21 protein-coding genes and 1 tRNA gene are annotated in these 20,041 nt (G+C 47.1%); 10 read left to right on the forward strand and 12 right to left on the reverse strand.

What is annotated here, in order from left to right; all coding sequences use genetic code 11:
* Positions 1 to 27 precede the first annotated feature (27 nt).
* The gene (trpD, locus tag SYN8016DRAFT_RS03565; RefSeq protein WP_006852893.1) at positions 28 to 1,074 is read right to left on the reverse strand and encodes an anthranilate phosphoribosyltransferase; all 1,047 of its coding nucleotides are present in this window, start codon (positions 1,072 to 1,074) and stop codon (positions 28 to 30) included.
* A 209-nt stretch (positions 1,075 to 1,283) separates the two neighbouring features.
* Here trpD and SYN8016DRAFT_RS03570 point away from each other — a divergent pair, with 209 nt between their 5' ends.
* The 7 genes from SYN8016DRAFT_RS03570 (at position 1,284) to SYN8016DRAFT_RS03595 (ending at position 6,072) form a co-directional block, all read left to right on the forward strand.
* The gene (locus SYN8016DRAFT_RS03570; protein WP_006852894.1) at positions 1,284 to 3,035 is read left to right on the forward strand and encodes an ABC transporter ATP-binding protein; all 1,752 of its coding nucleotides are present in this window, start codon (positions 1,284 to 1,286) and stop codon (positions 3,033 to 3,035) included.
* A gap of 74 nt (positions 3,036 to 3,109) precedes the next feature.
* Complete coding sequence (locus SYN8016DRAFT_RS03575; protein WP_006852895.1) at positions 3,110 to 3,361, forward strand: hypothetical protein; 252 nt, start codon at positions 3,110 to 3,112, stop codon at positions 3,359 to 3,361.
* A gap of 24 nt (positions 3,362 to 3,385) precedes the next feature.
* Entirely contained in the window at positions 3,386 to 4,108 is a 723-nt protein-coding gene (msrA, locus tag SYN8016DRAFT_RS03580; protein WP_006852896.1) for a peptide-methionine (S)-S-oxide reductase MsrA, read from the forward strand.
* A gap of 4 nt (positions 4,109 to 4,112) precedes the next feature.
* Positions 4,113 to 4,274 carry a hypothetical protein gene (locus SYN8016DRAFT_RS15475; RefSeq protein ID WP_006852897.1) on the forward strand — a complete coding sequence of 54 codons (162 nt, stop codon included), beginning with the start codon at positions 4,113 to 4,115 and terminating at the stop codon, positions 4,272 to 4,274.
* 67 nt (positions 4,275 to 4,341) lie between these two features.
* Positions 4,342 to 4,689 (forward strand): hypothetical protein, encoded by a 348-nt coding sequence (locus SYN8016DRAFT_RS03585; RefSeq protein ID WP_006852898.1) that lies wholly within the window; start codon positions 4,342 to 4,344, stop codon positions 4,687 to 4,689.
* A gap of 14 nt (positions 4,690 to 4,703) precedes the next feature.
* Positions 4,704 to 4,777: transfer RNA gene (locus tag SYN8016DRAFT_RS03590), tRNA-Pro, on the forward strand.
* Between the two features lie 224 nt (positions 4,778 to 5,001).
* Positions 5,002 to 6,072 carry a hypothetical protein gene (locus SYN8016DRAFT_RS03595; protein ID WP_141561339.1) on the forward strand — a complete coding sequence of 357 codons (1,071 nt, stop codon included), beginning with the start codon at positions 5,002 to 5,004 and terminating at the stop codon, positions 6,070 to 6,072.
* Here the strand turns inward: SYN8016DRAFT_RS03595 and SYN8016DRAFT_RS15255 are convergent.
* Positions 6,044 to 6,412 carry a hypothetical protein gene (locus tag SYN8016DRAFT_RS15255; protein ID WP_159098292.1) on the reverse strand — a complete coding sequence of 123 codons (369 nt, stop codon included), beginning with the start codon at positions 6,410 to 6,412 and terminating at the stop codon, positions 6,044 to 6,046. The genes SYN8016DRAFT_RS03595 and SYN8016DRAFT_RS15255 overlap by 29 nt on opposite strands.
* Positions 6,413 to 6,656: 244 nt before the next feature.
* Here SYN8016DRAFT_RS15255 and SYN8016DRAFT_RS03605 point away from each other — a divergent pair, with 244 nt between their 5' ends.
* Entirely contained in the window at positions 6,657 to 7,079 is a 423-nt protein-coding gene (locus SYN8016DRAFT_RS03605; protein WP_006852901.1) for a hypothetical protein, read from the forward strand.
* A 4-nt stretch (positions 7,080 to 7,083) separates the two neighbouring features.
* Here SYN8016DRAFT_RS03605 and SYN8016DRAFT_RS03610 read toward each other — a convergent pair whose 3' ends face one another.
* The 4 genes from SYN8016DRAFT_RS03610 to SYN8016DRAFT_RS14875 form a co-directional block, all read right to left on the reverse strand.
* Positions 7,084 to 7,776: a hypothetical protein gene (locus SYN8016DRAFT_RS03610; protein ID WP_006852902.1), complete on the reverse strand. Its 693-nt coding sequence runs from the start codon at positions 7,774 to 7,776 to the stop codon at positions 7,084 to 7,086.
* Positions 7,777 to 7,778: 2 nt separating this feature from the next.
* Complete coding sequence (locus SYN8016DRAFT_RS03615; RefSeq protein ID WP_006852903.1) at positions 7,779 to 9,728, reverse strand: hypothetical protein; 1,950 nt, start codon at positions 9,726 to 9,728, stop codon at positions 7,779 to 7,781.
* Positions 9,729 to 9,772: 44 nt separating this feature from the next.
* Positions 9,773 to 10,414 carry a hypothetical protein gene (locus tag SYN8016DRAFT_RS14870; protein ID WP_141561340.1) on the reverse strand — a complete coding sequence of 214 codons (642 nt, stop codon included), beginning with the start codon at positions 10,412 to 10,414 and terminating at the stop codon, positions 9,773 to 9,775.
* A gap of 135 nt (positions 10,415 to 10,549) precedes the next feature.
* Positions 10,550 to 13,114 (reverse strand): hypothetical protein, encoded by a 2,565-nt coding sequence (locus SYN8016DRAFT_RS14875; protein ID WP_141561341.1) that lies wholly within the window; start codon positions 13,112 to 13,114, stop codon positions 10,550 to 10,552.
* 173 nt (positions 13,115 to 13,287) lie between these two features.
* Here SYN8016DRAFT_RS14875 and SYN8016DRAFT_RS14880 point away from each other — a divergent pair, with 173 nt between their 5' ends.
* Entirely contained in the window at positions 13,288 to 14,133 is an 846-nt protein-coding gene (locus SYN8016DRAFT_RS14880) for a hypothetical protein (RefSeq protein ID WP_006852906.1), read from the forward strand.
* 106 nt (positions 14,134 to 14,239) lie between these two features.
* Entirely contained in the window at positions 14,240 to 14,482 is a 243-nt protein-coding gene (locus SYN8016DRAFT_RS03655) for a hypothetical protein (RefSeq protein WP_006852907.1), read from the forward strand.
* On the opposite strand, the gene SYN8016DRAFT_RS03660 is transcribed toward SYN8016DRAFT_RS03655, so the two are convergent.
* The 6 genes from SYN8016DRAFT_RS03660 to SYN8016DRAFT_RS15620 form a co-directional block, all read right to left on the reverse strand.
* On the reverse strand, positions 14,451 to 14,903 hold the full coding sequence (locus SYN8016DRAFT_RS03660) for a hypothetical protein (RefSeq protein WP_006852908.1): 453 nt from the start codon (positions 14,901 to 14,903) through the stop codon (positions 14,451 to 14,453). The genes SYN8016DRAFT_RS03655 and SYN8016DRAFT_RS03660 overlap by 32 nt on opposite strands.
* 40 nt (positions 14,904 to 14,943) lie before the next feature.
* Entirely contained in the window at positions 14,944 to 18,033 is a 3,090-nt protein-coding gene (locus SYN8016DRAFT_RS03665; protein WP_006852909.1) for a BRCT domain-containing protein, read from the reverse strand.
* A 37-nt stretch (positions 18,034 to 18,070) separates the two neighbouring features.
* A complete protein-coding gene (locus tag SYN8016DRAFT_RS03670; protein WP_006852910.1) occupies positions 18,071 to 18,436 on the reverse strand; it encodes a hypothetical protein in 366 nt (121 codons plus the stop codon).
* Between the two features lie 51 nt (positions 18,437 to 18,487).
* On the reverse strand, positions 18,488 to 18,667 hold the full coding sequence (locus SYN8016DRAFT_RS03675) for a hypothetical protein (protein ID WP_006852911.1): 180 nt from the start codon (positions 18,665 to 18,667) through the stop codon (positions 18,488 to 18,490).
* A gap of 85 nt (positions 18,668 to 18,752) precedes the next feature.
* The gene (locus tag SYN8016DRAFT_RS03680; RefSeq protein ID WP_141561342.1) at positions 18,753 to 19,658 is read right to left on the reverse strand and encodes a hypothetical protein; all 906 of its coding nucleotides are present in this window, start codon (positions 19,656 to 19,658) and stop codon (positions 18,753 to 18,755) included.
* 129 nt (positions 19,659 to 19,787) lie between these two features.
* Entirely contained in the window at positions 19,788 to 20,012 is a 225-nt protein-coding gene (locus SYN8016DRAFT_RS15620; protein WP_006852914.1) for a hypothetical protein, read from the reverse strand.
* Between the last annotated feature and the right edge of the window lie 29 nt (positions 20,013 to 20,041).

Raw genomic sequence — 20,041 nt, forward strand, 5'->3', positions numbered from 1 at the left:
CAGAAGCGAGTGTCAGCCATGGCCTCTTCATTCTTCCTTGCGACCTTCCAAGGCATCGCGGAGAGACACAAGTCGATGCCACGGCTGCGCTTCCCCCAAGCTTGTCAAAGCCTGTTGAACACCCTTGGACAGATCAGACTGAAGGCCTGCAGCCCAAAGGACCAGCGCCGTGTTCAAGGCGACGGCATCCCGGTGCGCAGCAGGAGCTTCACCCTTTAAGACCGCCTCAAGAATCTGCTGATTGGTCACCAAATCCCCACCCTTTAAGGCCTCCAGGGGAGCAGAGGTCAAGCCAACATCAGAGGCGCTGAGTTGATCGGAACGAATCGTTCCGTTCTCAAGAATGCGTAGTTGATTCGCTCCCTCCAGCGAAGCTTCATCCAGCCCTCCCGCGCCATGCACCACCACGGCGCGCTTGAGCCCCAGTTGTTGTAGGGCCTCCGCCATCGGATCCAACAGGTCCGTTTTGGCAACACCGAGAACTTGCGCCTCTGGGGTGAGTGGGTTCACCAGAGGGCCGAGCAGATTGAAAACCGTTCGCACCCCCAAACTGCGGCGAAGCGGAGCGAGGTTTACGAGTGCTGGATGCCATGCAGGAGCAAAGAGGAACGTCACTCCCGATGCAGGTAAGGCTCCAACCACTGTTTCCAATGGAGCCTTGAGTTGCAATCCCAATCCCTCAAGAACATCGGCGGAGCCGACCTTTCCACTGGCGCTGCGGTTGCCATGTTTGGCGACATTGGCCCCACAGGCCGCCGCTGTGAAGGCAACAGCCGTTGAAATATTGAAGGTGTTAGCTCCATCTCCACCTGTGCCACAGGTGTCGACAAGAGCAAGGTTTGGTTTCGCGTTTGGAAGCGCACACGCCTTGCGCAAAACCTGGGCCATCGCGGCGAGTTCCGTGCCTTGAACGTCGCGTGCGCGCAAAGCCGCAAGAAATGCACCGGTCTGAACGGGCGTGAGCTCTTCCGCCAGCCAAGCCTCCATCAGTGCAGAAGCATCCTCCTTGGACAGAACGTTCCCTCCCAACAACTGCTCAAGAAGTTGGGGCCAGGACGCTGATGCAGTGACCATGAGAGAAACGCGATTGAAGTGTCTGCTCAGAAAAAAGCCCGGTGTGCAGATGCACGCCGGGCCGGATGATGGGGACATCTCCACTATCACCCACAAACCAGGCAATGACCAGATAAAGAAGTAACTAGCTATGACTCTCGAAGTCAGCGGTTGCGGACCAACTTCTAACCAAGACGAATGCCTAGGTTGATAGCTGTTCTGCACCAGGCATGGCCGCCTTCCGTCTCGATTTGATCGGTCGCTATCTGCGTCCGCACCGTCGCACGGTTCTGGTGGGAGCCCTAACGCTGGTGGTGGTGAATATTCTCAGCGTCACCATCCCGCTTGAGGTGAGACGGGTCATTGATGACCTACAAGACGGTTTCGCAATCTCCGACGTGCTCCGTCAAGCCGGCTTCATCGTGTTGCTGGCCACAAGCATGGGGATTGCGCGGCTGATTTCGCGTCAGCTGGTGTTTGGGGTTGGGCGGCAAGTTGAAGTGGAATTGCGCCAAAAGTTATTCGATCAAATGTTGCTGCAGGAACCCGGCTGGGTGCAGCAAACCGGCAGCGGCGAAATTATTAGCCGTGCCACAAGCGATGTTGAAAACGTAAGAAGGCTTCTTGGCTTTGCCGTCCTCAGCCTGACCAACACCGTCCTGGCTTACGCCTTCACACTCCCAGCGATGTTGGCCATTGATCCAGGACTAACCGTGGCAGCGATCGCCTTGTATCCGGTCATGCTCGGATCTGTGCGCTTGTTTGGCGGCCGAATGATGCGCCAACAGCGACGCCAACAGGAAGATTTGGCGGGTCTCAGTGAACTCATTCAAGAAGATCTTTCCGGCATTGCAGCGATCAAGATTTACGGACAAGAGGCTCAGGAACTAGATGCCTTTGGCACACGAAATCAAAATTACCGGGATTCGGCAATTCGATTGGCTCGAACCCGCAGCACACTTTTTCCACTTTTAGAGGGGATTTCTTCCATCTCCTTGCTGCTCTTGATTGCCCTTGGCAGTGGACAGTTGGAGCGAGGAGCACTCACCATCGGCAGCTTGGTTGCTCTCATCCTTTATGTGGAACGACTGGTCTTTCCAACGGCCTTATTGGGCTTCACGCTCAACACCTTTCAGACCGGTCAGGTCAGCCTGGAGAGAGTCGAAGAGCTCCTTTCGCGCCGTCCCCGTGTTGCGGATCCATTGGAGCCTGTCGCTGTTAAAGAACAGATGCTCGGCGAACTAGAAGCAAGGAATTTGCATATTCGTTACGACGGAAGTGATCAAGACACCTTGAGGGGGCTCTCATTCCGGATTGCCCCAGGCGAATTGGTGGCGGTTGTGGGTCCTGTTGGTTGCGGAAAAACCACCCTTGCCCGAGCCCTGGGTCGCATGGTGGAAGTCCCGGAGGGACAGCTGTTTTTAGATGGCTGCGATCTCACCCAATTCCGGCTTCAAGACCTCAGAGAGCAAATTGCGCTCGTGCCCCAGGAGGGCTATCTGTTTACAAGCAGCCTTGCCGACAACCTCCGCTATGGAGATCCAGAAGCAGGCATGGATCGGGTGGAAGCAGCAGCTGATCAAGCCCGACTTCTTGATGATGTGAAGGGTTTCCCCGATGGTTTTGACACCTTGGTGGGGGAAAGAGGTATCACGCTCAGTGGAGGCCAACGGCAGCGGACGGCCCTTGGTAGAGCGTTGTTAATGACCTCACCGTTGCTCGTGCTGGATGACGCTTTAGCCAGCGTTGACAACAACACCGCCGCTGAGATTCTCGCGTCCGTCCGTCGGCAAACGCAACGCACCATTGTGATGATCAGCCACCAGCTGTCGGCAGCTGCGGCTTGCGATCGGATTCTTGTTCTGGAGCAGGGACGCCTCGTCCAGCAAGGTCATCACAACGAACTCATCACGGTGAAGGGCCCCTACCGCAGCCTTTGGGAGCGGGAGCAGGCTGCCGAACGCTTGGACGCTGTGGCTTGAAACATGAAACGCTTATCCATAAAGCCACGACAAATGTGGCGTTCGGGGCTTAGCTAGTTCAAAAGGTTTTAGCGATGTCTTCCAGCTCTCCCTTCGCGGTGCGCTGCACCCTCACCTTCGGCGACATCTACGGCCAGATTTTGGCCTGGATGGCAGTGATTTTTGTGAGTTTGGCCTCTGGCCTGGCTCTGATGGGGTCATCCAAGCCGTTGTTCGCGCTTGTGGGTGTAGGGCTGATTCTTGTGTTGAGCTTGCCCTTTCTTCTATTCGCCTTTGTCACGACGTTGCTGAACCACATTCAACTGGAACCCAAATCAGTTGCCTAGGGTTTCGGCATTGACTTCATCGCGATGCTGCCCTCCTGGCTTACCGGACAGACAACACCGTCACAGCCGTCCAGCGATCAAGGGCGGCATGTCGTGCTTGGCACTGCCCTGAATGCGCCTTTGATGGACGATCAGGAGGAGGCCCTGTTTGGTTGCGGCTGCTTCTGGGGAGCTGAGAAAGGCTTTTGGAAACTTCCTGGTGTGGTGTCAACAGCGGTTGGTTACGCAGGCGGAAAAGTCGAGAATCCAAGCTACGAACAGGTTTGCAGTGGACGCACAGGCCATTCGGAAGTGGTGCGAGTGGTCTGGAGCACGACGGCGATTGATTTCAGTGATCTCCTCAAGCTGTTTTGGGAATGCCACAACCCAACCCAAGGCGATCAACAGGGGAACGACCGAGGCAGCCAATATCGATCAGCGATCTACACCAGCACGGAACAGCAAGCAGAGCTGGCAATCGCAAGCCGTGATTGGTACCAGGCAGCCTTAAACAATCAAGGTGATGCTGCCATCACAACGGAAATCGCTTCCGATCAAGTGTTTTTTAGAGCCGAGGAGTACCACCAGCAATACTTGGCCAGGCCGGGCAGCAGGCCGTATTGCTCAGCCATGCCAAGCGGTGTCTTGCTTGGTGACTTCCCTGGTGCCAATTACAAACTCCCAAGCACTGTTTGGAGCCACTACGACTGGTCCATCAGTCACTGTGTTTTGCGCGGTGACAACAGCCCCATTTCTCTGAAAGCCTAAACCCATGAACAACGCCTTGCCAGACAGGGTCGTCATGGCAGCCATTGCTCTCACCCTCGTTGTGGTGTTCGCTTTGATCTTCAGTCTGAGACCGAATAACAACAACGCGGAGCCGTTGCTGTGGAAGGAGCAATCCTCGCCCAGCGAAAGCTCCTTGGCGATTTGATCACAAACAGAGTTTTGAATGTGAAACTTAGATTATTGAGATCCACCAAGGCACCTAGAAGAGGTTTGTGAAGCCTTCACCTGACCCACGCCAGCGCCGTCGGCTGCACCCATTGCCTAAGGGATTGGTAGAGCTTTATGGCTTGATTGCCGTTTTAATTGTGCTCATTCCTGAATGGCTGGCCGATGGAACGCTTGCCTTGAATGAGCGCCCGAGCCGCTCAGCAATGCCGATGACCAGCAGAGCCTGGCGCACACTGCCGGAGCTCCAGTTGGCTTCGATGACGCTCTGTGAGTTGCGTCTCCTTGCCAAGAATTTGCGCCTTTGGGGATACAGCAGCGACAGCCGAAGCGAATTGACAGACCGCCTGCTGAGACGGTCTGCACGCTTCAACAAAGGGGGGAATGCGCTGTGATAGCTTCCTTCTGACGGGGCGTAGCGCAGCTTGGTAGCGCACCACTTTGGGGTAGTGGGGGTCGTGGGTTCAAATCCCGCCGCTCCGATTTATTACCGGTCCATCAAAACCCCAGTCATAGAGCCACTTCTCAGCGATGAGCGTGGCTTTTTTATTGCTCTGACGAGCGTTTGACCAGCGTGTGACTGGTGCCAATGTCCCCTGTAAAGGGGTCCATTCCACTGGGTTTTACCTACCCTGCGTGTGAATTCCGTGTGAATGCGTGTGGCGAGTTGGCTTGATGGAATCAATGGAGCGCTGTCTCACTGCCGTGTGGCTGAGCGTTTCAACACCTATCAACTCAGAGCAACACTGCCTAAGAAGGCGGATGCACGTGCAACCTCATATCAAACCATCAGTACAGGGCTTAAGGCCACTCCAGACAACGTGGCACTGCTGAAAGCAATGGCGCTGGAGTTGGATGAACAGATCCAAAGCGGGACATTTTCCTGGGTTCTCTGGAGTAAGGAAGCACTGAAGAAGAGAGCACAAGGCATCGCAGCTGACGGCATCACCCCAGCAGAATTTGCCTCAGCTATTGAGGAGACTTTTAGACACAAGCATCCAGGCGTGGAGCAAAGCTGGAAAACGGCTTGGGGCAAAAAGTTTTCACCTGCATACAAACGCATGCGTTCTGCGCCAGTAGCAGTGGTGGATGAAGCTGCTTTAAGGGATCTACTGCTTAGTAATCCAAGCCTTGCCGCTCGCAAAACAGATGGCTCTATCTACAGCATCACAATTGCCTTCAAGGGTTGGAAGCAGTTTGACCGGAGTTCGATTTTTGAAGCATCCGCTGGTTACACAGCTGCTGAGTTAACTCCTAGAGACATTCCTTCAGACGAAGAGCTCTTGGGTTATTACGAAGAAATTGACGCTCCACATTGGAAATGGCTATACGGAATCATGCTCACGTATGGCATCAGACCACATGAGATCGTTTATTCATCGCTAACGGCAGATGGTCGGCTTGATATTTCAGAAGGAAAAACAGGTGCAAGAGAAGCTTGGCCTTGCAAGCCTGAGTGGGTCAGAAAACTAAACCTGAGAGAAGAGCATCGTCCAACACAGTCTTATCAAACAGTTGCGAAAGCTGCTTCAGATTATTTTGCAGAAAAAAAGCCAGGGCGACCTGGCATTCGTACAAGACCTGCTCGACTTCCTTTTTCGCTTTACACACTGCGACATGCATATGCGATTCGCTTAATGGCGGATGGATACAACAGCGATTTATCTGCCAAGTTGATGGGTCACTCAGTTCGGGTTCATACAGAGACGTATCGGCGTTGGCTGAACAAATCACATATGGATGCGATGTTTAAGAAGCAGTTGAAGAAACGCGCTTGAGCCACTGGTTCATCATTTTTGTTCTGTGATACCTGTACCTAGGACGCTTAGCGGTCCCAACATTTTTAATCGCAGGACCATGGATCACACCGGAAGCAATGAGACGGGTTAAGTGCCTGTCAGAAATAGACATCAACTGACAAGCTTTCGCTGTTGTGATCCATTGCTCTGTTTCCGTCTCTTCAATTGCAAGCAATACTTGCGTAAGCTTTTGTTCAATAGAATCTAATCGATGGTGGAGGAACTGAATATCTGGAGTCATTATTTTATAAACCTTGTCCTTAAAAATCATACCACTAAACATATAAATATGGCAACCATTGTTTGTAGAATAAGCCAAGAAGCCAATAAGAAAATGAATGTAAACATAGATATTTCAATAGAAGACTACACAATCATCGTCAACGCCTTGCATTACTACAAGAAAGCAGAGAAGCGAGGAAACTTTATAGCCTATGACGAAGCACGTGTGAACCAATTGCGTGATCATCTATGCGAACAGTTCATGAAATCATTCAAACAAATAAGCAAATGAAGAGTACATATTAGTTTGTAGAATATATAAATATGTCGGACATGATCAAATGCAGCATTCTCAGCAACAAGCAGCCCATGCCTTTGACCTTAAGGATGCTTACGTAAAGGGAGTTAAAGGAGAAGTAGCTGCGGGTCGTTTGATTCCAGGAATTGCGCAGCAGCCAGCCATACTTCAGGCAAGTGGTCATGCATTTTTAGATGAAGGCAAGGAAGGTGTCATTAATGATGGTGATCCATCGATGTACTTCCACAAAGGCGGAAACACACATCAGTTCCACCAGCCTGACCTTAGGAATCCAGCACATGGCGGACCTGGGGAACGTCAGCTGAGAGACATGGAACCGAATGAGTTAGATAGGTTGCGTAATCAATTTGACGATCACGAGAAGTATCTACAGGATCAGAGGTACGGAACGGGCAATCTTGCGCAGTTTCAAGATCCGATGACCGTGAAGCACGTGATGGGTTAAATGCTTACCGACCCCACAACATCTCACTCAAACCCCACTCACCCTTGAGTGGATTGAAAGTTGAGGCAGCGTCGTTAAAACGTGCTTTGACTTCTTGAGCAATTGGATTTTGCTGTCTGCCTTGTCTGACTTCTGGAATGCTTCCATCACTTGGCATCACTGATCCAGCTTCTGGAAATAGTGCAGCAAGACCACGACCTTTATCTCTGGTCTGAGCCATGATGTCCACGTGTTGATCAAGGTTCTTGCCTGTTGTTGCTTCAAGCACAGATGAGTATGCGTTCTTGGCATCATTCACGGTGTCCCAAGTTCCAAGCACTGGACCCACGACAGGAATAGAGAATGTCCCAGCACGCCTAGCTAATGCTTTAGCACCTGCTTCGACGCCTTCTTCTACAAGATGCTCACGAAGTTGGCCAGTGGCTGCACCAGCTCTAGTACCTACTGCTGCTCTATCAACATCACCGCTAGCCAAATGACCTGCAACTGAGTTTGCTTTCTTTGCACCAGCTTCACCAATCATTGATCGTTTTCCTGGCAATGAATCCTTGACAACATTCTTGACAAGACCACCGGCATTGACATCTACTCCACCTGGAAGAATTCCTCCAAGCTGATTATCAACAGCGTTATAGGCACTGCCAAACATTCCACCTACTCGGTCACCTGCAAATCGCGTAATACTTCCGAAGTTCATGATCAATACCCCCGCTCTTGGCGTTCTTGGATTTTGCCTTCACGGCGACGTCGCTCTGCTTCACCACCAATAAGAGCACCAGCACCTAGAGCAGCTGCACCGCCAACCAATCCGGTAACGATAGGATTAGTTTTTCTAAGGCGATTACCAATACCTCTCATAAGAGGATTGTCCATAATTTTTCGTCTTGCTTCAATGCGGGGCTTTCTTTCGTCAATCTGTTTTTTCATATTCTGCACATCTCGTCTTACTTGATCATCATGAAGGTTATAGTGATGCGTCACATTAGCCTCATCACTAGAGTAATCATTGTAAAACTTCTCTAAAGAAGCAAGATCTTTTTCATCGTCTTCCAGTCCAGTGAGATTGAGGATGCCATGTTTTCCAAGCCCTGCTCCAGCAGCAGCGCCGATAACTGCTAATCCTGTAGGGGCAAGAACAGTATTAACAGGCATCGATTTGCCTAAGAACATAATTTCAGCGCCGTCGATACCATCTGCATCGCCTTTTAGGATTCCATTTGCAATATTAAAGTCACCGTCTAAGATATTCCAATCTTCTTTTTTATTAAACCGATAACCCTTGTAGCTCATGTAATCTGATTTAGATACATCAGGTCGTACTTTTTTAAACTCTTCCCAAGGCAAAAGATCTCCTTGTCTTCCTAGAAAATATTTGGCTGCTATTTCCGTGAAAACATTACTCGTCTTAGATGGATCTTCGTCAGACGGAAAAATAGCCTTGCGTCCTTCTGATCCGCCGAACGGTGTAACCAACCCTAAACCTGCGTTAATACCTACGGCTGCAGGTAAGGCGAGGAGGGTAGATAGATTGTTGTTAGTTCGCTTCCTGCTATAAATAGGATCATATCTACTAACTTTATTTTTAATTAGGTTGTTAATTTCAGCCTCATCTTTGCCAAGGTTTTTTTCTCTTTCAATTTCTGCAAGATCGCGTATACGACGATTCTTGGCTTCAGGATACATATCCATGTACTTCCGTAGAATATCTAAATCAATATCATCGGCAAGAACATTAGGCTTACGAACACGGACATCATTATCCATGACTGCGCCTTTACTATCAATCCACTGACGATTCTCAGCTTCTGATTTGATTAATTCATCAGCACCATACAAACCATCACGGTTCATCCAACCAGCACCTTGTTCTGATACTAAATCACTCACAGCTTGTGGTGCATTAACTAGCCACCAAAAACTTCTTACACCATTATTAACAGCATCAGATGCTGTTCTTCCTAAAATTGAGCCAACCTGTTGATGTGCATTTTGTTTCATCAGGTCTATGTTTTGGCTTCTTCTAACGTTCATATGATCGTCACTATATCCGCCAAAAACTTCTCTAATACCATCAACCAGTGGCATTCTGTCAACAGCTACTTCACCGCGTGGGCCTTCAGGATTTTTTCCTTGTCTTCTATTGATTTCGCGTTTTACAGCAATGAAGTCTTCACTTGAAGGTTGAAAGGCACTTCTAGCTGCGATGGCTGCTTGAGTTAGACGGTTTTTTCTATACCCTTGCTTTTGAGGCTCGCGTCCATGTAGATGATCATCAAGTGTATATTCAGGCTCAAAATCAGTACTAATGTAATTATCTGTTCCAGCATTCCTCTCAGCATATTTACGAATAGTTGGTTCTGTTGAAATATTATTTTTGCGATCCTTGTCATATTGAGATCTACCAGAAATGACAGAAGCAGCAGTTTTAATATCCATGCCAAATTCATTGGCTGCTTTCTGCAGCGACTCACGTGTGATTTCACCACTACTAGACTTAGCTCTTTGTGTAATGTCACCTGCAATAGCCAGCCCAGTCCCTAAAGATCCGCCACCTAATAAAGTCAGAAGATTGTTTGACTCGTTTTCTTCTTGAGCCGCTACTTCAGTATTAGAGGGTTGATAACCAAGATATGACGATTGATCTAACATTTGCTTACTTATCTATATACATCTAGTTTAACGATTGTCGGACACTAAATTAATTCAAGGGTGGAATTGTAGATATGCTCGTTGCGCTCGTATAAAGCTAACTCGTATCGATCAGCAACATCGTCTAAAGCTTGCCTGTACTTCGACATATATCTATTGGCATTCGGATCTTGCCTAATTTGTTCTTCAATAGAAGGGGAGAATAAATTATGCTGAGCAGCACTCGTAAGCTGCTGCTTTAAAATTTCAAGATCTTTAGAAAGGCTTGTCATATCAATGTCATCAATGATTCCAATACCACTTGGTGTTAATGGGATTTGATGTAGAGGGTTAACACAACGTCTCTGCCCGCACAGTGAGATGATTTCGTGTCTACCAATATCTCCCCAGGTCAGCCAACTAGCAACGTGAACTGCATGAAATTTAAAAACTTTACGAATAGGAGGACGCTTCCAATAAAAAGCGACGCCCATTTTTGGAACATTGGGAGCAGTCCATTGCCAGCAATCATCTAGGGATGCGATGTTTACTTTGGACCAGAAGCTCTGTGCTTGCTTACGATGCTCAGGCTTTAAGCGATCAAGATTAAATGATAGTTTAGAGCTTTCTATATTTTCAATACAAGCAAGACAAGCATGGGAATGCCCGTCTCTATAAACTTCAGTATCACCATGTTCGTGATGCAAACACGGAAGTCCTAAGTAAGGGCTATGTGAATAAACTTTTACGGGCGGTTTAAGCCCTTTGAATTTATGAAGTGAGGTTCCTTGGGTCCACATTATTTTTATATCTATGATTAACTTTGCTTTTAAACACTCTACCTAGAACGGAATATCATCGTATTCAGGAACAAGTGGTGCTGTATTCCATCTATCGGCTGAGCTTTCGGCTTGCCGACGCCTACGAACAATCCGGTTCTCAGGTCTAGCCAATGCTGCAGAAGTAGAACCAGAACGAGTTGACTCTCTTGGCTGCGCTCTTGCGACAGTGTTTCCTGGTGTGCTGTCTGCTGTGTAATCCAGGAACTCATCAAGACTTAAACCAGAGGGAACAGGAGATTGAGAGCGTTGCTGAGTTCGGCGTTGCGCATCGATACCAAGTTCAGCAAACGAGATGCCATCTAGATCCTGACGAGTCGAGTTGGGGTCAACTCGTCTGATGGTGCCAAGAGACCAACCTGGATCTGGAGAAAGGTTGTCTGCTTGTTGCATGGCACGTTCTTCCATCTGACGACGGACAGATGCTGTGAATGGATCGGGTCGTACATCAATTGGTGGACCCCAACGATCATTCCTTCGATTAGCTCGTCTGCGACCTTCTCTGTTCTGACGCTCATCAGCGATGGGGTTTGTAAAGTTGGGATTAAAAGGCTGAGTGGACTGAATACGTCTGATACGTGCAGATTCGCCGATGTTGAATTGCGATTGATTACTCATTGCATTGACTGAATCAAGCAAGATGTTGCCAGATTCATTCTGTGCTGCATTGAGATTGATTAATGCTTGTGCAGAATCACGATCAAAGAAATCAGAGGGTGCTGTATTGCGTCCATTGAATGCCCTAATACGCATCAAGTCTTGAGGCAGGTTATCGAAATTCGGCTGCAATCCATAGAACTCCTGCATCTGCTGAGGATTTCTAGGTGTATTCACTGGCAAGGTTCCGTTTTGAACCATTGCTCCAATGCGATCATTAGCCATTACAACGTTGACTCGCATATGACTTGGTGTCAGTTCAACGCCTTGCAAAGAATCAATGTTTGCGTAATTCTCAGCAGGTTGATTAGCTCTCCATTGAACTTCACGGGTTCCAGTTGCTAAAGGTGTCCCGGAGTAAGGATTCCGTTCCCTATTTTCAAATTCTCTTCTCTGAGCATTTGTAGAAGTACTACGACCGAATGAATTCGATTGTCCTAGAGAAGGTGCATCAGGATGAGCGTTGTATTGCGCGGGACCCATTGCACGCCCTTGAGTATCAAGGATTGGAGGTGCAGGTCTTTGGGTGTAAGCAGGCAGCGGCCAGTTAATAGCCTGATTGACTTGCCATTGGCGCAGGTTCTCTACATCACCTGGGTTAAACAACTCTTGTGCAATAACACGGCCACCCGGTGTCTCCTCATAAATATCAATCAAGTTACGCTTAGCAGAGTTGCGTATTTCAGCAGGGGCTGAGTCTGCTCCAGTTGGGTGTGCTTCCATTCGATTTCGGACAGCATTTACAAATGCATCTCGCCTTTCACCTCTTGGAGTATTAGCTGGTAATTCCGTTCGAAGCGATGAGTAATCATCAGGAGCATTCCGCATCCTGTCCAGATCAGTTGCTGATATTGGCTGAGGCAGCTGACGAGGATTAAGGCGTTGCAGCAGATCCATATTGGCCCCAGCTTCTCGATTACGCCCATCACCGATATCTTCTAACTGACGTTCACGTACTCTTCTGACACCTTCAGCAATGATGGCATCGTCCAAATCATCTTGACGACCATACTCGTCAACTTCCCTGAATACTCCTTCTGCTCTTCGACGAACGTCAATTCCGTCAGGATACTGTTCATCGATATCACCACTGTAGTCGTAAGGTATATCAAGTCCACTTTCTAAGCGATTCTCAAACTCACGTCTTCTTACAGGAGGCGGAGGACCATCATCATAGCCGTCATAACCATAGTCATCGTCATACTCAGGCTGTTTGCCTACATAATTGTTCTCTAGATCTAAAGACTTACGCCTTTCTAATTCTTTTGAGATAGCTGACGACAACTGAGTATTGCCTCCATTTTTAGCTCGTTCAGCTAAATGCTGAGCATGCATTTCATTTACAACAAATGGAGAGACAGGTCTGATCCTTCCGTTTTCAACTAATCCATACTGAAGACCATCATTCTGCAAAGGTCCGAACCCTTTTTGCATGTAAATGTCAGCTCTACCAAAATCACCAGCAGCTGCACCAACTGGAGAATTTTCAACAAGACTGCCTTCAGGCAAATCTTTAATTGCTTTATCAAACCCTCTGTCTGCTGCTCTAGCGATCTTGACACGCCTGCTTCTTTCAGCGGCACTCTCATTACGAGGGGAACCATTGTCGTAGCTACCGTCGACAGACCAAGCTAAGGAAAAAACATCACCTTTGTTTTTGTCAGCGATTAAAGCTATCTGCTCAGGGTTTCCATAAATTGTAGTTTCGTTGGGATCAAACGAGGCGTTAGGAAGACCTGATCGGCTGGCCCTGATATCAACACGAGCATCTGTGCCAGGCACCAAGATTGTTTCGTTAAACCCCGAAGAAGGGAACCCTCGTGTCTCATTCACATTGATTTGATTGAGTTTATTAATTGCATCATTTAGCTGCTGACTTATGTTTTGAATAGGCTGTCCAGCCAATTCCATTCCAGCAAATCTTCGACCTCTGATATTCATTACTACTACGACTAAATATATTCCTTATTCTATCTAAATGTCCGACACTAAATATTTATCAGCAGGACAGCAAAGAAATTTTTGGCCTTCAACAAATACTTAACATTCACCTATAATCATTACAGATAATAGTAATAAGTAGCATGTCTAATTTAGGGAGGAATAAACAAATAACAGATGAGCTCTTGAATAAATTTGAGTATCTTTGCTTAAATGGAATGACGCGAGCCGAAGCCGCAGCTAAAGTTGGTTTTTCACTAGCTGGTATTCGAGTTGCATTAAAGAGGGCTAAACGTGCTTTACCTAGAAATAGATTGATCGATAAGGTTGAAGCCCGTAAACAAGAAATACAAGATTCAGGAAAGTCACAGAAATTTTGGGCTGGAGAGTTTGGTGTATCTCAACCAGCAATCTTTAAGGTATTCGCCAAATTACGAATATCTAAATATGGTAGGAACAGAAATCTACCTGGACCAAGCATTGACCATCAGAAACGTATTAAAGAATATCGTCAGATACTGGAACATATTCAGAAACATGGTGGATATGTTCCTCATGCTATTAAGGCTTTAGGTCTCAAGACACCTCCTCAGCCTGTTCGTGAGTTTGCTCGTGCTATTGGATTCAATTTAAGTCACTATCAATTTGCATGGAAGCAATATGGATTGTGGCTAACGCTTCCTGGTCCTTGGAAGAAACTTCCTCCAACGAACTATTCAGTGCCAGCAATCTGTCAAGGATGTAGCACAACAGTAAACCTCAATCTATGCAATGCCAAATCAGGTAAGACCAAAGGATGCAAGTTCTGCTCTTGCAAAGCAAAAGAGTTCTTTAAAGTAGAAAATAAAACAACAGGTGAGATACACCCATCAATCATGTCATGGGCACGGGAAGTGGGAGTGTACCCGCAATATCAGAAATATCGACTACTGCTTCAACAAAATGAATCCGTGATAATCAATGATAATATTTACAAGATAATTGAATAGCTTTAGAAAAAGGAAGTAATAGCTTAGATGATCGGTTATCCCATGCAAAAGCCGAACAACCTGCTTCATAGTAATCACATAGATTATTACTAATCGCAATAATCAAATGTTCGCACCTTCCCCTTTTACTCTTTTCAACGAGTTTGGATTCCCTACTCGTGATCGTGTGGTCGTTATTTCAGATAGCCAGATGGCTGAACTGAAGAAGAGCGAAGCTGAAAAGCAAATCGCATCACTCGAAGCTAGGAAATCAGAGTATGAGAATGCATTGACTACCTTGACATCAACAATCAAAAGCCTGAAGGCGGAGCACAAGCTCATTGAGCCTGCCACTCAACAGGAGGAATGACTGGATACTGGCCAGTACGGATGAGGTCCATGAATTCAGGCACTGGTATCTCACGGGCTGTCTCAGGGTCATCGTTTGACTCCCCGACAAGATTTACATACTCAGGATCTTGCGAAACAATGTCTCGTTCATCTTCATAGCTGGAGTAACGAGCGTTTATCCCCCACTGCTCGTACTCAGTATTGTCAGGCAGAATTTGGTTGACTTCACCATCAATCGTCAGTTCTAGTCGGCAGACTGTCAGCTTCTTGTTTAAGTTTCTGTATAGGGCTTGTATAAAGTCGTATGCCTCTTCCTCGTTGGCGAATGATTTATATGTCTGCTGTTCGCTAAATTCTTGATACTCATTGGCATTCCAGTAGATGGTTATGCATGAAGCATCTTGAATGGCTTGATCGCCGGGAGTGAGATTTAAATCCATAATAAAGTGAATTAGTTGTGAGGACTAAGGGAGGAATGGCTTAATCCTTAAGCGTCCTTGTATAGACCGTGACTCCTCCTTTTGCAAGTGTTTTACGGACATCAGGTTGCTCAAATAACTCAGCTATTTCCGCACTCATGTCATCACAATAAAGCTTATCTGTGCATCCGGTGAAGGCATCAAGCATTTCACTATCTAAGATGTACGGTTTAATTGCACTCCAGAATGGCTCCATTAAGCACAGGTAATTATCTCCTATCCCAGATTCACTGGAATCAAGTAGGTACGATGTAAACCTTTCCATTATGTGTGGCTTGTCGGCATTCTGTTGAGCAAATGAGAGCATTTGCTTTGCAGTATCTTCTACCGTATCAGCATCAATTGCAAAATACAGCTGACCAAAGTTGAAGTGCTTGTTGCCAACTTGATATGTACCATCGCTTTGGATATATTCCACCACGGCTTTCTTGCAGTATTCAACGAAATCCGATTCGGAAGGCATATCGAATAGATTCAGTTCTTGACTGTTCGTTGACGCATAAATCTTCTTCAACTTCCCAATCATTTTTTCCGTGAATGCATTGTTCAAAATATATTGTCCGAGCACATAGCCAAAGGCATCAGGATCGTTACCTGCACTGTGGAGCTGTTCGCAAAAGGAAGGCCACTCATCGTCTGATATCTCTCCTTCGGCTGATTCATCTTCAGCCTGACCAAGCGCTGCCATCATCTGCTCTTCAGTAAGCACAGTGACACCAAGCTCTTGAGCCTTCGCCAGTTTGCTGCCGCTCTCGTCCCCTGCCACCAGGAAGTCGGTGGTCTTGCTGACGCCTGATGCAATGGTTGCACCAGCAGCCTCAAGCAATGCTTCAACTTCCTTGCGGGTCTGACTGAGCTTGCCTGTTACACAGACACGTTTGCCACTGAAATCAATGGTTGCAGGTGTTGTGGAAAGTGATAGACCTCTTTTGAAAACCTCAGCAACTTCTGCTCCAAAGTCTGAGAAGTCACCACCTTGTCCCCACTCGTGATTGATTGTCTTAGCTGACAATTCAATCTTATCTTTGAACTCATCAAACCATTGACCTTGCAAAAGCTCTTCCCAATTATCAGAGCCTGCGTCACCTGCAAACAGCATCTCCCAAAGAGCATCACGGTGTTCTGGATGACGCTTGATATAAGCCAACGACAGGTTTGTGAAGGGGTTATCAGCTTCCTGAGAAAATGTGTCCCAAGCCCATTGGAAACTTGCTTTCATGTTTTGCTCGCCAAGAAGAGCTGCTACATAGTTTTCGACTACAGGTTTCCCAGCATTTAAGTACTCTTCTTCTGACACCTCTTGCTCGTGTACATACTGAGCAAAATCACTAAGCACGGCTTTCATACCGCTATCCCAAGCTTCTGCCAGGAAGAATGAGGCTGCCACATTCTGGTGACCACTCAACCATGCATTACCTTCTAATCCATCAAGCCCACGTTGGACCAAAGTCGCTAGGTCACTGCCTGCATCCGCAACAACATATCCACCGTTATCTCCTGCCCAATACTTTCGGTCCTTAATCATTTGGCTGAGCTGGTCAACATCGACCTCATCACCATCTATTGAGCCATCAGACATTGCTGCTTCCCACAGAGGTGAATAGTCAAAGCCGTGGCTCCACTTCGGGCTATAGCAGCACTCAACAAAGCTGATGACATCCAGGCTCATCTTGTATTTCTTGGCGTGCTCTTCTTCAGACAGGCGTTCACCGTTCTCGTTTAGGTACGCCTTGGCGGGGACGTAACGCCAGCATTTTGCATCCGTTGCTTGATTAATAACAGGTTCCCAGTCGCCTTCTTCATCAGGATCACCAGCGATGCAATCTTCGTAATCGTCTTCACTAATTAAGACAAGCATGGCGTATCTGTCATCAGTAGTGTCTTGCTCGATTACTGGCTCTTCTTTCTTGGGTTCTTCTACAGCAGGTTCTACAGTGTCAGTAGGCAGCTCAAACTTTTCCCACCTGCGATTCTGAACAAGATTATCAATCATGTTGTAGATATGAAACCCTGTGGTTGATGTCTCTAGTTCACCAGCAAGATTGCTATTTGACTTCTCAAGTCTTGAAGCGATATACATCACAAGCCTTTGCATCTCCCGGCCATGCTCTGGATAAGCATCTGTTCCCGCTTTGCTTTCTAGAAGTTTCCAGATGCCAGTTGTATCTTCTGCTCCACCAACGGCAGCAGCAAGAAAAGCCTCTCGTATTTGTAAACGGCTACGTCCAGTGACTTTTGGCTTGAACTCGGGGAAGGAGGCTACAGTATTAGTTACTACACCAGACTGGGCAAAGATCTCTTCTACTTCTGGTCCGTATGCGTTGTATAGATCTTCGTTGCCGTCATCGCACCAACGCTTGTAAATCGCTTTGGCATTTAGTTTGAGTTCTTCCTGGAACTCCTCCACAAACCACTGATCCATGAACAGCGGTTCATAACTGTCTGAAATAAAATCCTCATTTTCAAAATAAAACAACCAAAGATTATTGCGCCACTCTGGATTACGTTGGACGAATGCTACTGCATCTTGTCCGAACTCCCAGTTTCCGACGTAAGAGTAAGCATAGTTGGCACTCTCAAAGAACTGAGCTTTTTCCTCATCTGTTGCATCTTTTAAATCCTCTTTGATTGACTTCTTGCACCATTCCACTGCCGCCGATATGTACTGAAATCCAGTAACCCCGTGACCTACAACATCATCGTCAACGTATGTCGCAAAGTCAGCCATATCGATCTGCTCAACTCTTTCTTCAGATACTTCATCTGTAAGAGCAATTGAGTATTTCAAGGCTTCATGACCCCTTACCCAACTGTCACTGCCACTAGTTGCTATACCTGCAATAAATGTGACAAGCTTTGCTTGCTTCTCTGGGCAAAGTTCAATGTTCTCTGCGCCTAGCCATTCATCGAGAACACTCTCTAACTCTGCTTCAGTTTTCTTCCCATCAAATTTGGCTTGATTAAATTGCTCAAGAAACTCTTCGTAGCCAAAGTCGAGCTTGTCTTGCCAGTTTTCTAGTGACTCATTGCCGCAGCCGTGCATTGCATCAATAGCTGCCAATAATTCTTCGTTGCTTATTGATGCGCTCATACTAAGTTCTGGTTATTTAAAGGAGAAGTGGAGATACTTACCAAGTGGCGACAGTGATGTCGGTGATGTGCTCGTACTTAACGCCTAGATAATCCTCTGCAATAATCTTGAGTGCTGCATCATCGTCATCAGCTAAATCAACAGTCAGTCCAAGCAGTCGTGATTTAGTGATGGTAGCTGGGTCTGTACAGCCAACGTCTTGATCAGCAAAGAGATCTGGATACAGCTCCTCATGCTCGCTCGGTATCTGTACTGACCACGTTGTGTACTCATCTGCATAGAAGAGTTCGCTGTTAATACGGTGGATCTCAAACCCTTCACCGTGATCAGATAACTGTGCATCAACGACTGCTTTCTCAGCATCTGTAAGATCTGGATATTGAAGCATTTGAAGTGTTGTCATAGTTCTTTTTAGCAATGGTTCTCGGGTTTGTTTGCTCCCGATAGTGCAGACCTATTGCGTTAATGCACGCCCCGCATAGGCGAGGATCGCCGTTTCCCCTGGACGTGTCTTGGTCAGGTGGGCGACACGGCAAGCAGCCATTGGGCTGACGCAGGACCTGACGATGATGCGGCGCTCATAGCGGCTGCCGCTCTTGCGGATGGTGACGGCGTAGGTGCGAAGTTCTTTCATGAGTTAGTTATATCCTGTCGTGGACTGGCTTTTCATCCCCCAGATGGGGGATTGAGTCTCCCCCAAACGGATGAAATATCAGGCTTTATTCCAAGCCGGTGTGTTCCCACAGCCTTGGATTGTCCTTCAGCAGAAATGGCCCTGCTTCAAGTGTCCTGATCCGAAGCCGCATGTCTGTTTGAAGCAGTGACAGATACTGCGGATCCAACTCATGAAGAGGCTGCACCTTATGGTCCCCTCTTTGTGTTTTCAACAACTCAGCAGCACACGTCATGACTCCGTCTTTCAAAAGCAGTTTCATTAAATGTGCCGAGTAATCCACCACTTGCTTCAAACCATCCAATCGTTCCAATGGCGTGGAGTAAGTAAGCATCTTCTTTCTATCGCTTAACCAAAACGGCTGATTATTAAAGACCTCACGACTTACAAGGTCAAAATCTTGAATTAGCTGAAACAAATTCTCATATGTCCATTCAATACTTTCCAGCAGAGCAACTAGTCGCGCCTTTAGTAGGCGTTGCAGATAATCACTTTTCAGTGTTACTGAGTCATGAGCAACCTGTAAGCCCCACTCATTTTCAAGTGGAAGCACATTCAATCGAACTAAATCACCCTCCATATAACTGTTGGTTGTCACAATCTTCAGATCCTCACCTAATTGAGGATAAGGAGCATCCTTAAAAACAGATGTAACCTCATCTTCTGCCGCTACTAAGCAAACAGTTGCCAAGGAAATGAGGTTGACAGAGCGTTTTATGTTGGATTTTAGGTTCACCTTTTCAAAGGGTTGGGTATTGAACACCATTCCTTCAATCGTCATGAAATGATTCAAGAAGGGTTTGAACCAAGCTTCTGTCTTCGAGCCAGGTTTGACTGGATAGACAGTTTGTTGCGCCATCAGAAATCTGGCGGCACTGAAGGTCTCTCTTGCATTTGGGCAATGACGGACGAGGACTTGCTTGTGGTTGGTGCGCTTGCTTGTAGTGGTCATGGTTGAAACGAATATGAGATGAAGCACGGCGTCTTGCCTGTGCATACATCCGTTGTAATTCGACCATTACCCTTGCCACATCACCTATCTGGGGGATTTGCTCCTGCATCTACTCACCCGATTGGGGGATCAGATGTCGATATCGGCTTCTTTCACTGGCTGGGCATCAAGCTCCTCTAATTCGCTAGCAAGGCTTTCACTTTCCACGTGTTTAGTAGCAACGCTAGGTAGAACGGTGCGTTTGAACGTTGATCCACCGATTTTCATATGAGCTCCGTCAGGTGAAACTATGTGTTTCCCACTAGTCTCTTTATATCGTTTAGACAAGTCAGGCTTTTTCTTCGGTCCGGGCATGTATTTATTACGAGAATAATAATCATTCT

The sequence above is a fragment of the Synechococcus sp. WH 8016 genome (assembly GCF_000230675.1).
Classification (GTDB): Bacteria; Cyanobacteriota; Cyanobacteriia; order PCC-6307; family Cyanobiaceae; genus Synechococcus_C.

Excerpts from the sequence above, each read along its gene's own strand:
- trpD (WP_006852893.1), bottom strand. The coding sequence starts at position 1,074 with ATGGTCACTGCATCAGCGTCCTGGCCCCAACTTCTTGAGCAGTTGTTG.
- SYN8016DRAFT_RS03570 (WP_006852894.1), top strand. The coding sequence starts at position 1,284 with ATGGCCGCCTTCCGTCTCGATTTGATCGGTCGCTATCTGCGTCCGCAC.
- SYN8016DRAFT_RS03575 (WP_006852895.1), top strand. The coding sequence starts at position 3,110 with ATGTCTTCCAGCTCTCCCTTCGCGGTGCGCTGCACCCTCACCTTCGGC.
- msrA (WP_006852896.1), top strand. The coding sequence starts at position 3,386 with ATGCTGCCCTCCTGGCTTACCGGACAGACAACACCGTCACAGCCGTCC.
- SYN8016DRAFT_RS15475 (WP_006852897.1), top strand. The coding sequence starts at position 4,113 with ATGAACAACGCCTTGCCAGACAGGGTCGTCATGGCAGCCATTGCTCTC.
- SYN8016DRAFT_RS03605 (WP_006852901.1), top strand. The coding sequence starts at position 6,657 with ATGCAGCATTCTCAGCAACAAGCAGCCCATGCCTTTGACCTTAAGGAT.
- SYN8016DRAFT_RS03610 (WP_006852902.1), bottom strand. The coding sequence starts at position 7,776 with ATGAACTTCGGAAGTATTACGCGATTTGCAGGTGACCGAGTAGGTGGA.
- SYN8016DRAFT_RS03615 (WP_006852903.1), bottom strand. The coding sequence starts at position 9,728 with ATGTTAGATCAATCGTCATATCTTGGTTATCAACCCTCTAATACTGAA.
- SYN8016DRAFT_RS14875 (WP_141561341.1), bottom strand. The coding sequence starts at position 13,114 with ATGGAATTGGCTGGACAGCCTATTCAAAACATAAGTCAGCAGCTAAAT.
- SYN8016DRAFT_RS14880 (WP_006852906.1), top strand. The coding sequence starts at position 13,288 with ATGTCTAATTTAGGGAGGAATAAACAAATAACAGATGAGCTCTTGAAT.
- SYN8016DRAFT_RS03655 (WP_006852907.1), top strand. The coding sequence starts at position 14,240 with ATGTTCGCACCTTCCCCTTTTACTCTTTTCAACGAGTTTGGATTCCCT.
- SYN8016DRAFT_RS03660 (WP_006852908.1), bottom strand. The coding sequence starts at position 14,903 with ATGGATTTAAATCTCACTCCCGGCGATCAAGCCATTCAAGATGCTTCA.
- SYN8016DRAFT_RS03665 (WP_006852909.1), bottom strand. The coding sequence starts at position 18,033 with ATGAGCGCATCAATAAGCAACGAAGAATTATTGGCAGCTATTGATGCA.
- SYN8016DRAFT_RS03670 (WP_006852910.1), bottom strand. The coding sequence starts at position 18,436 with ATGACAACACTTCAAATGCTTCAATATCCAGATCTTACAGATGCTGAG.
- SYN8016DRAFT_RS03675 (WP_006852911.1), bottom strand. The coding sequence starts at position 18,667 with ATGAAAGAACTTCGCACCTACGCCGTCACCATCCGCAAGAGCGGCAGC.
- SYN8016DRAFT_RS03680 (WP_141561342.1), bottom strand. The coding sequence starts at position 19,658 with ATGACCACTACAAGCAAGCGCACCAACCACAAGCAAGTCCTCGTCCGT.
- SYN8016DRAFT_RS15620 (WP_006852914.1), bottom strand. The coding sequence starts at position 20,012 with ATGCCCGGACCGAAGAAAAAGCCTGACTTGTCTAAACGATATAAAGAG.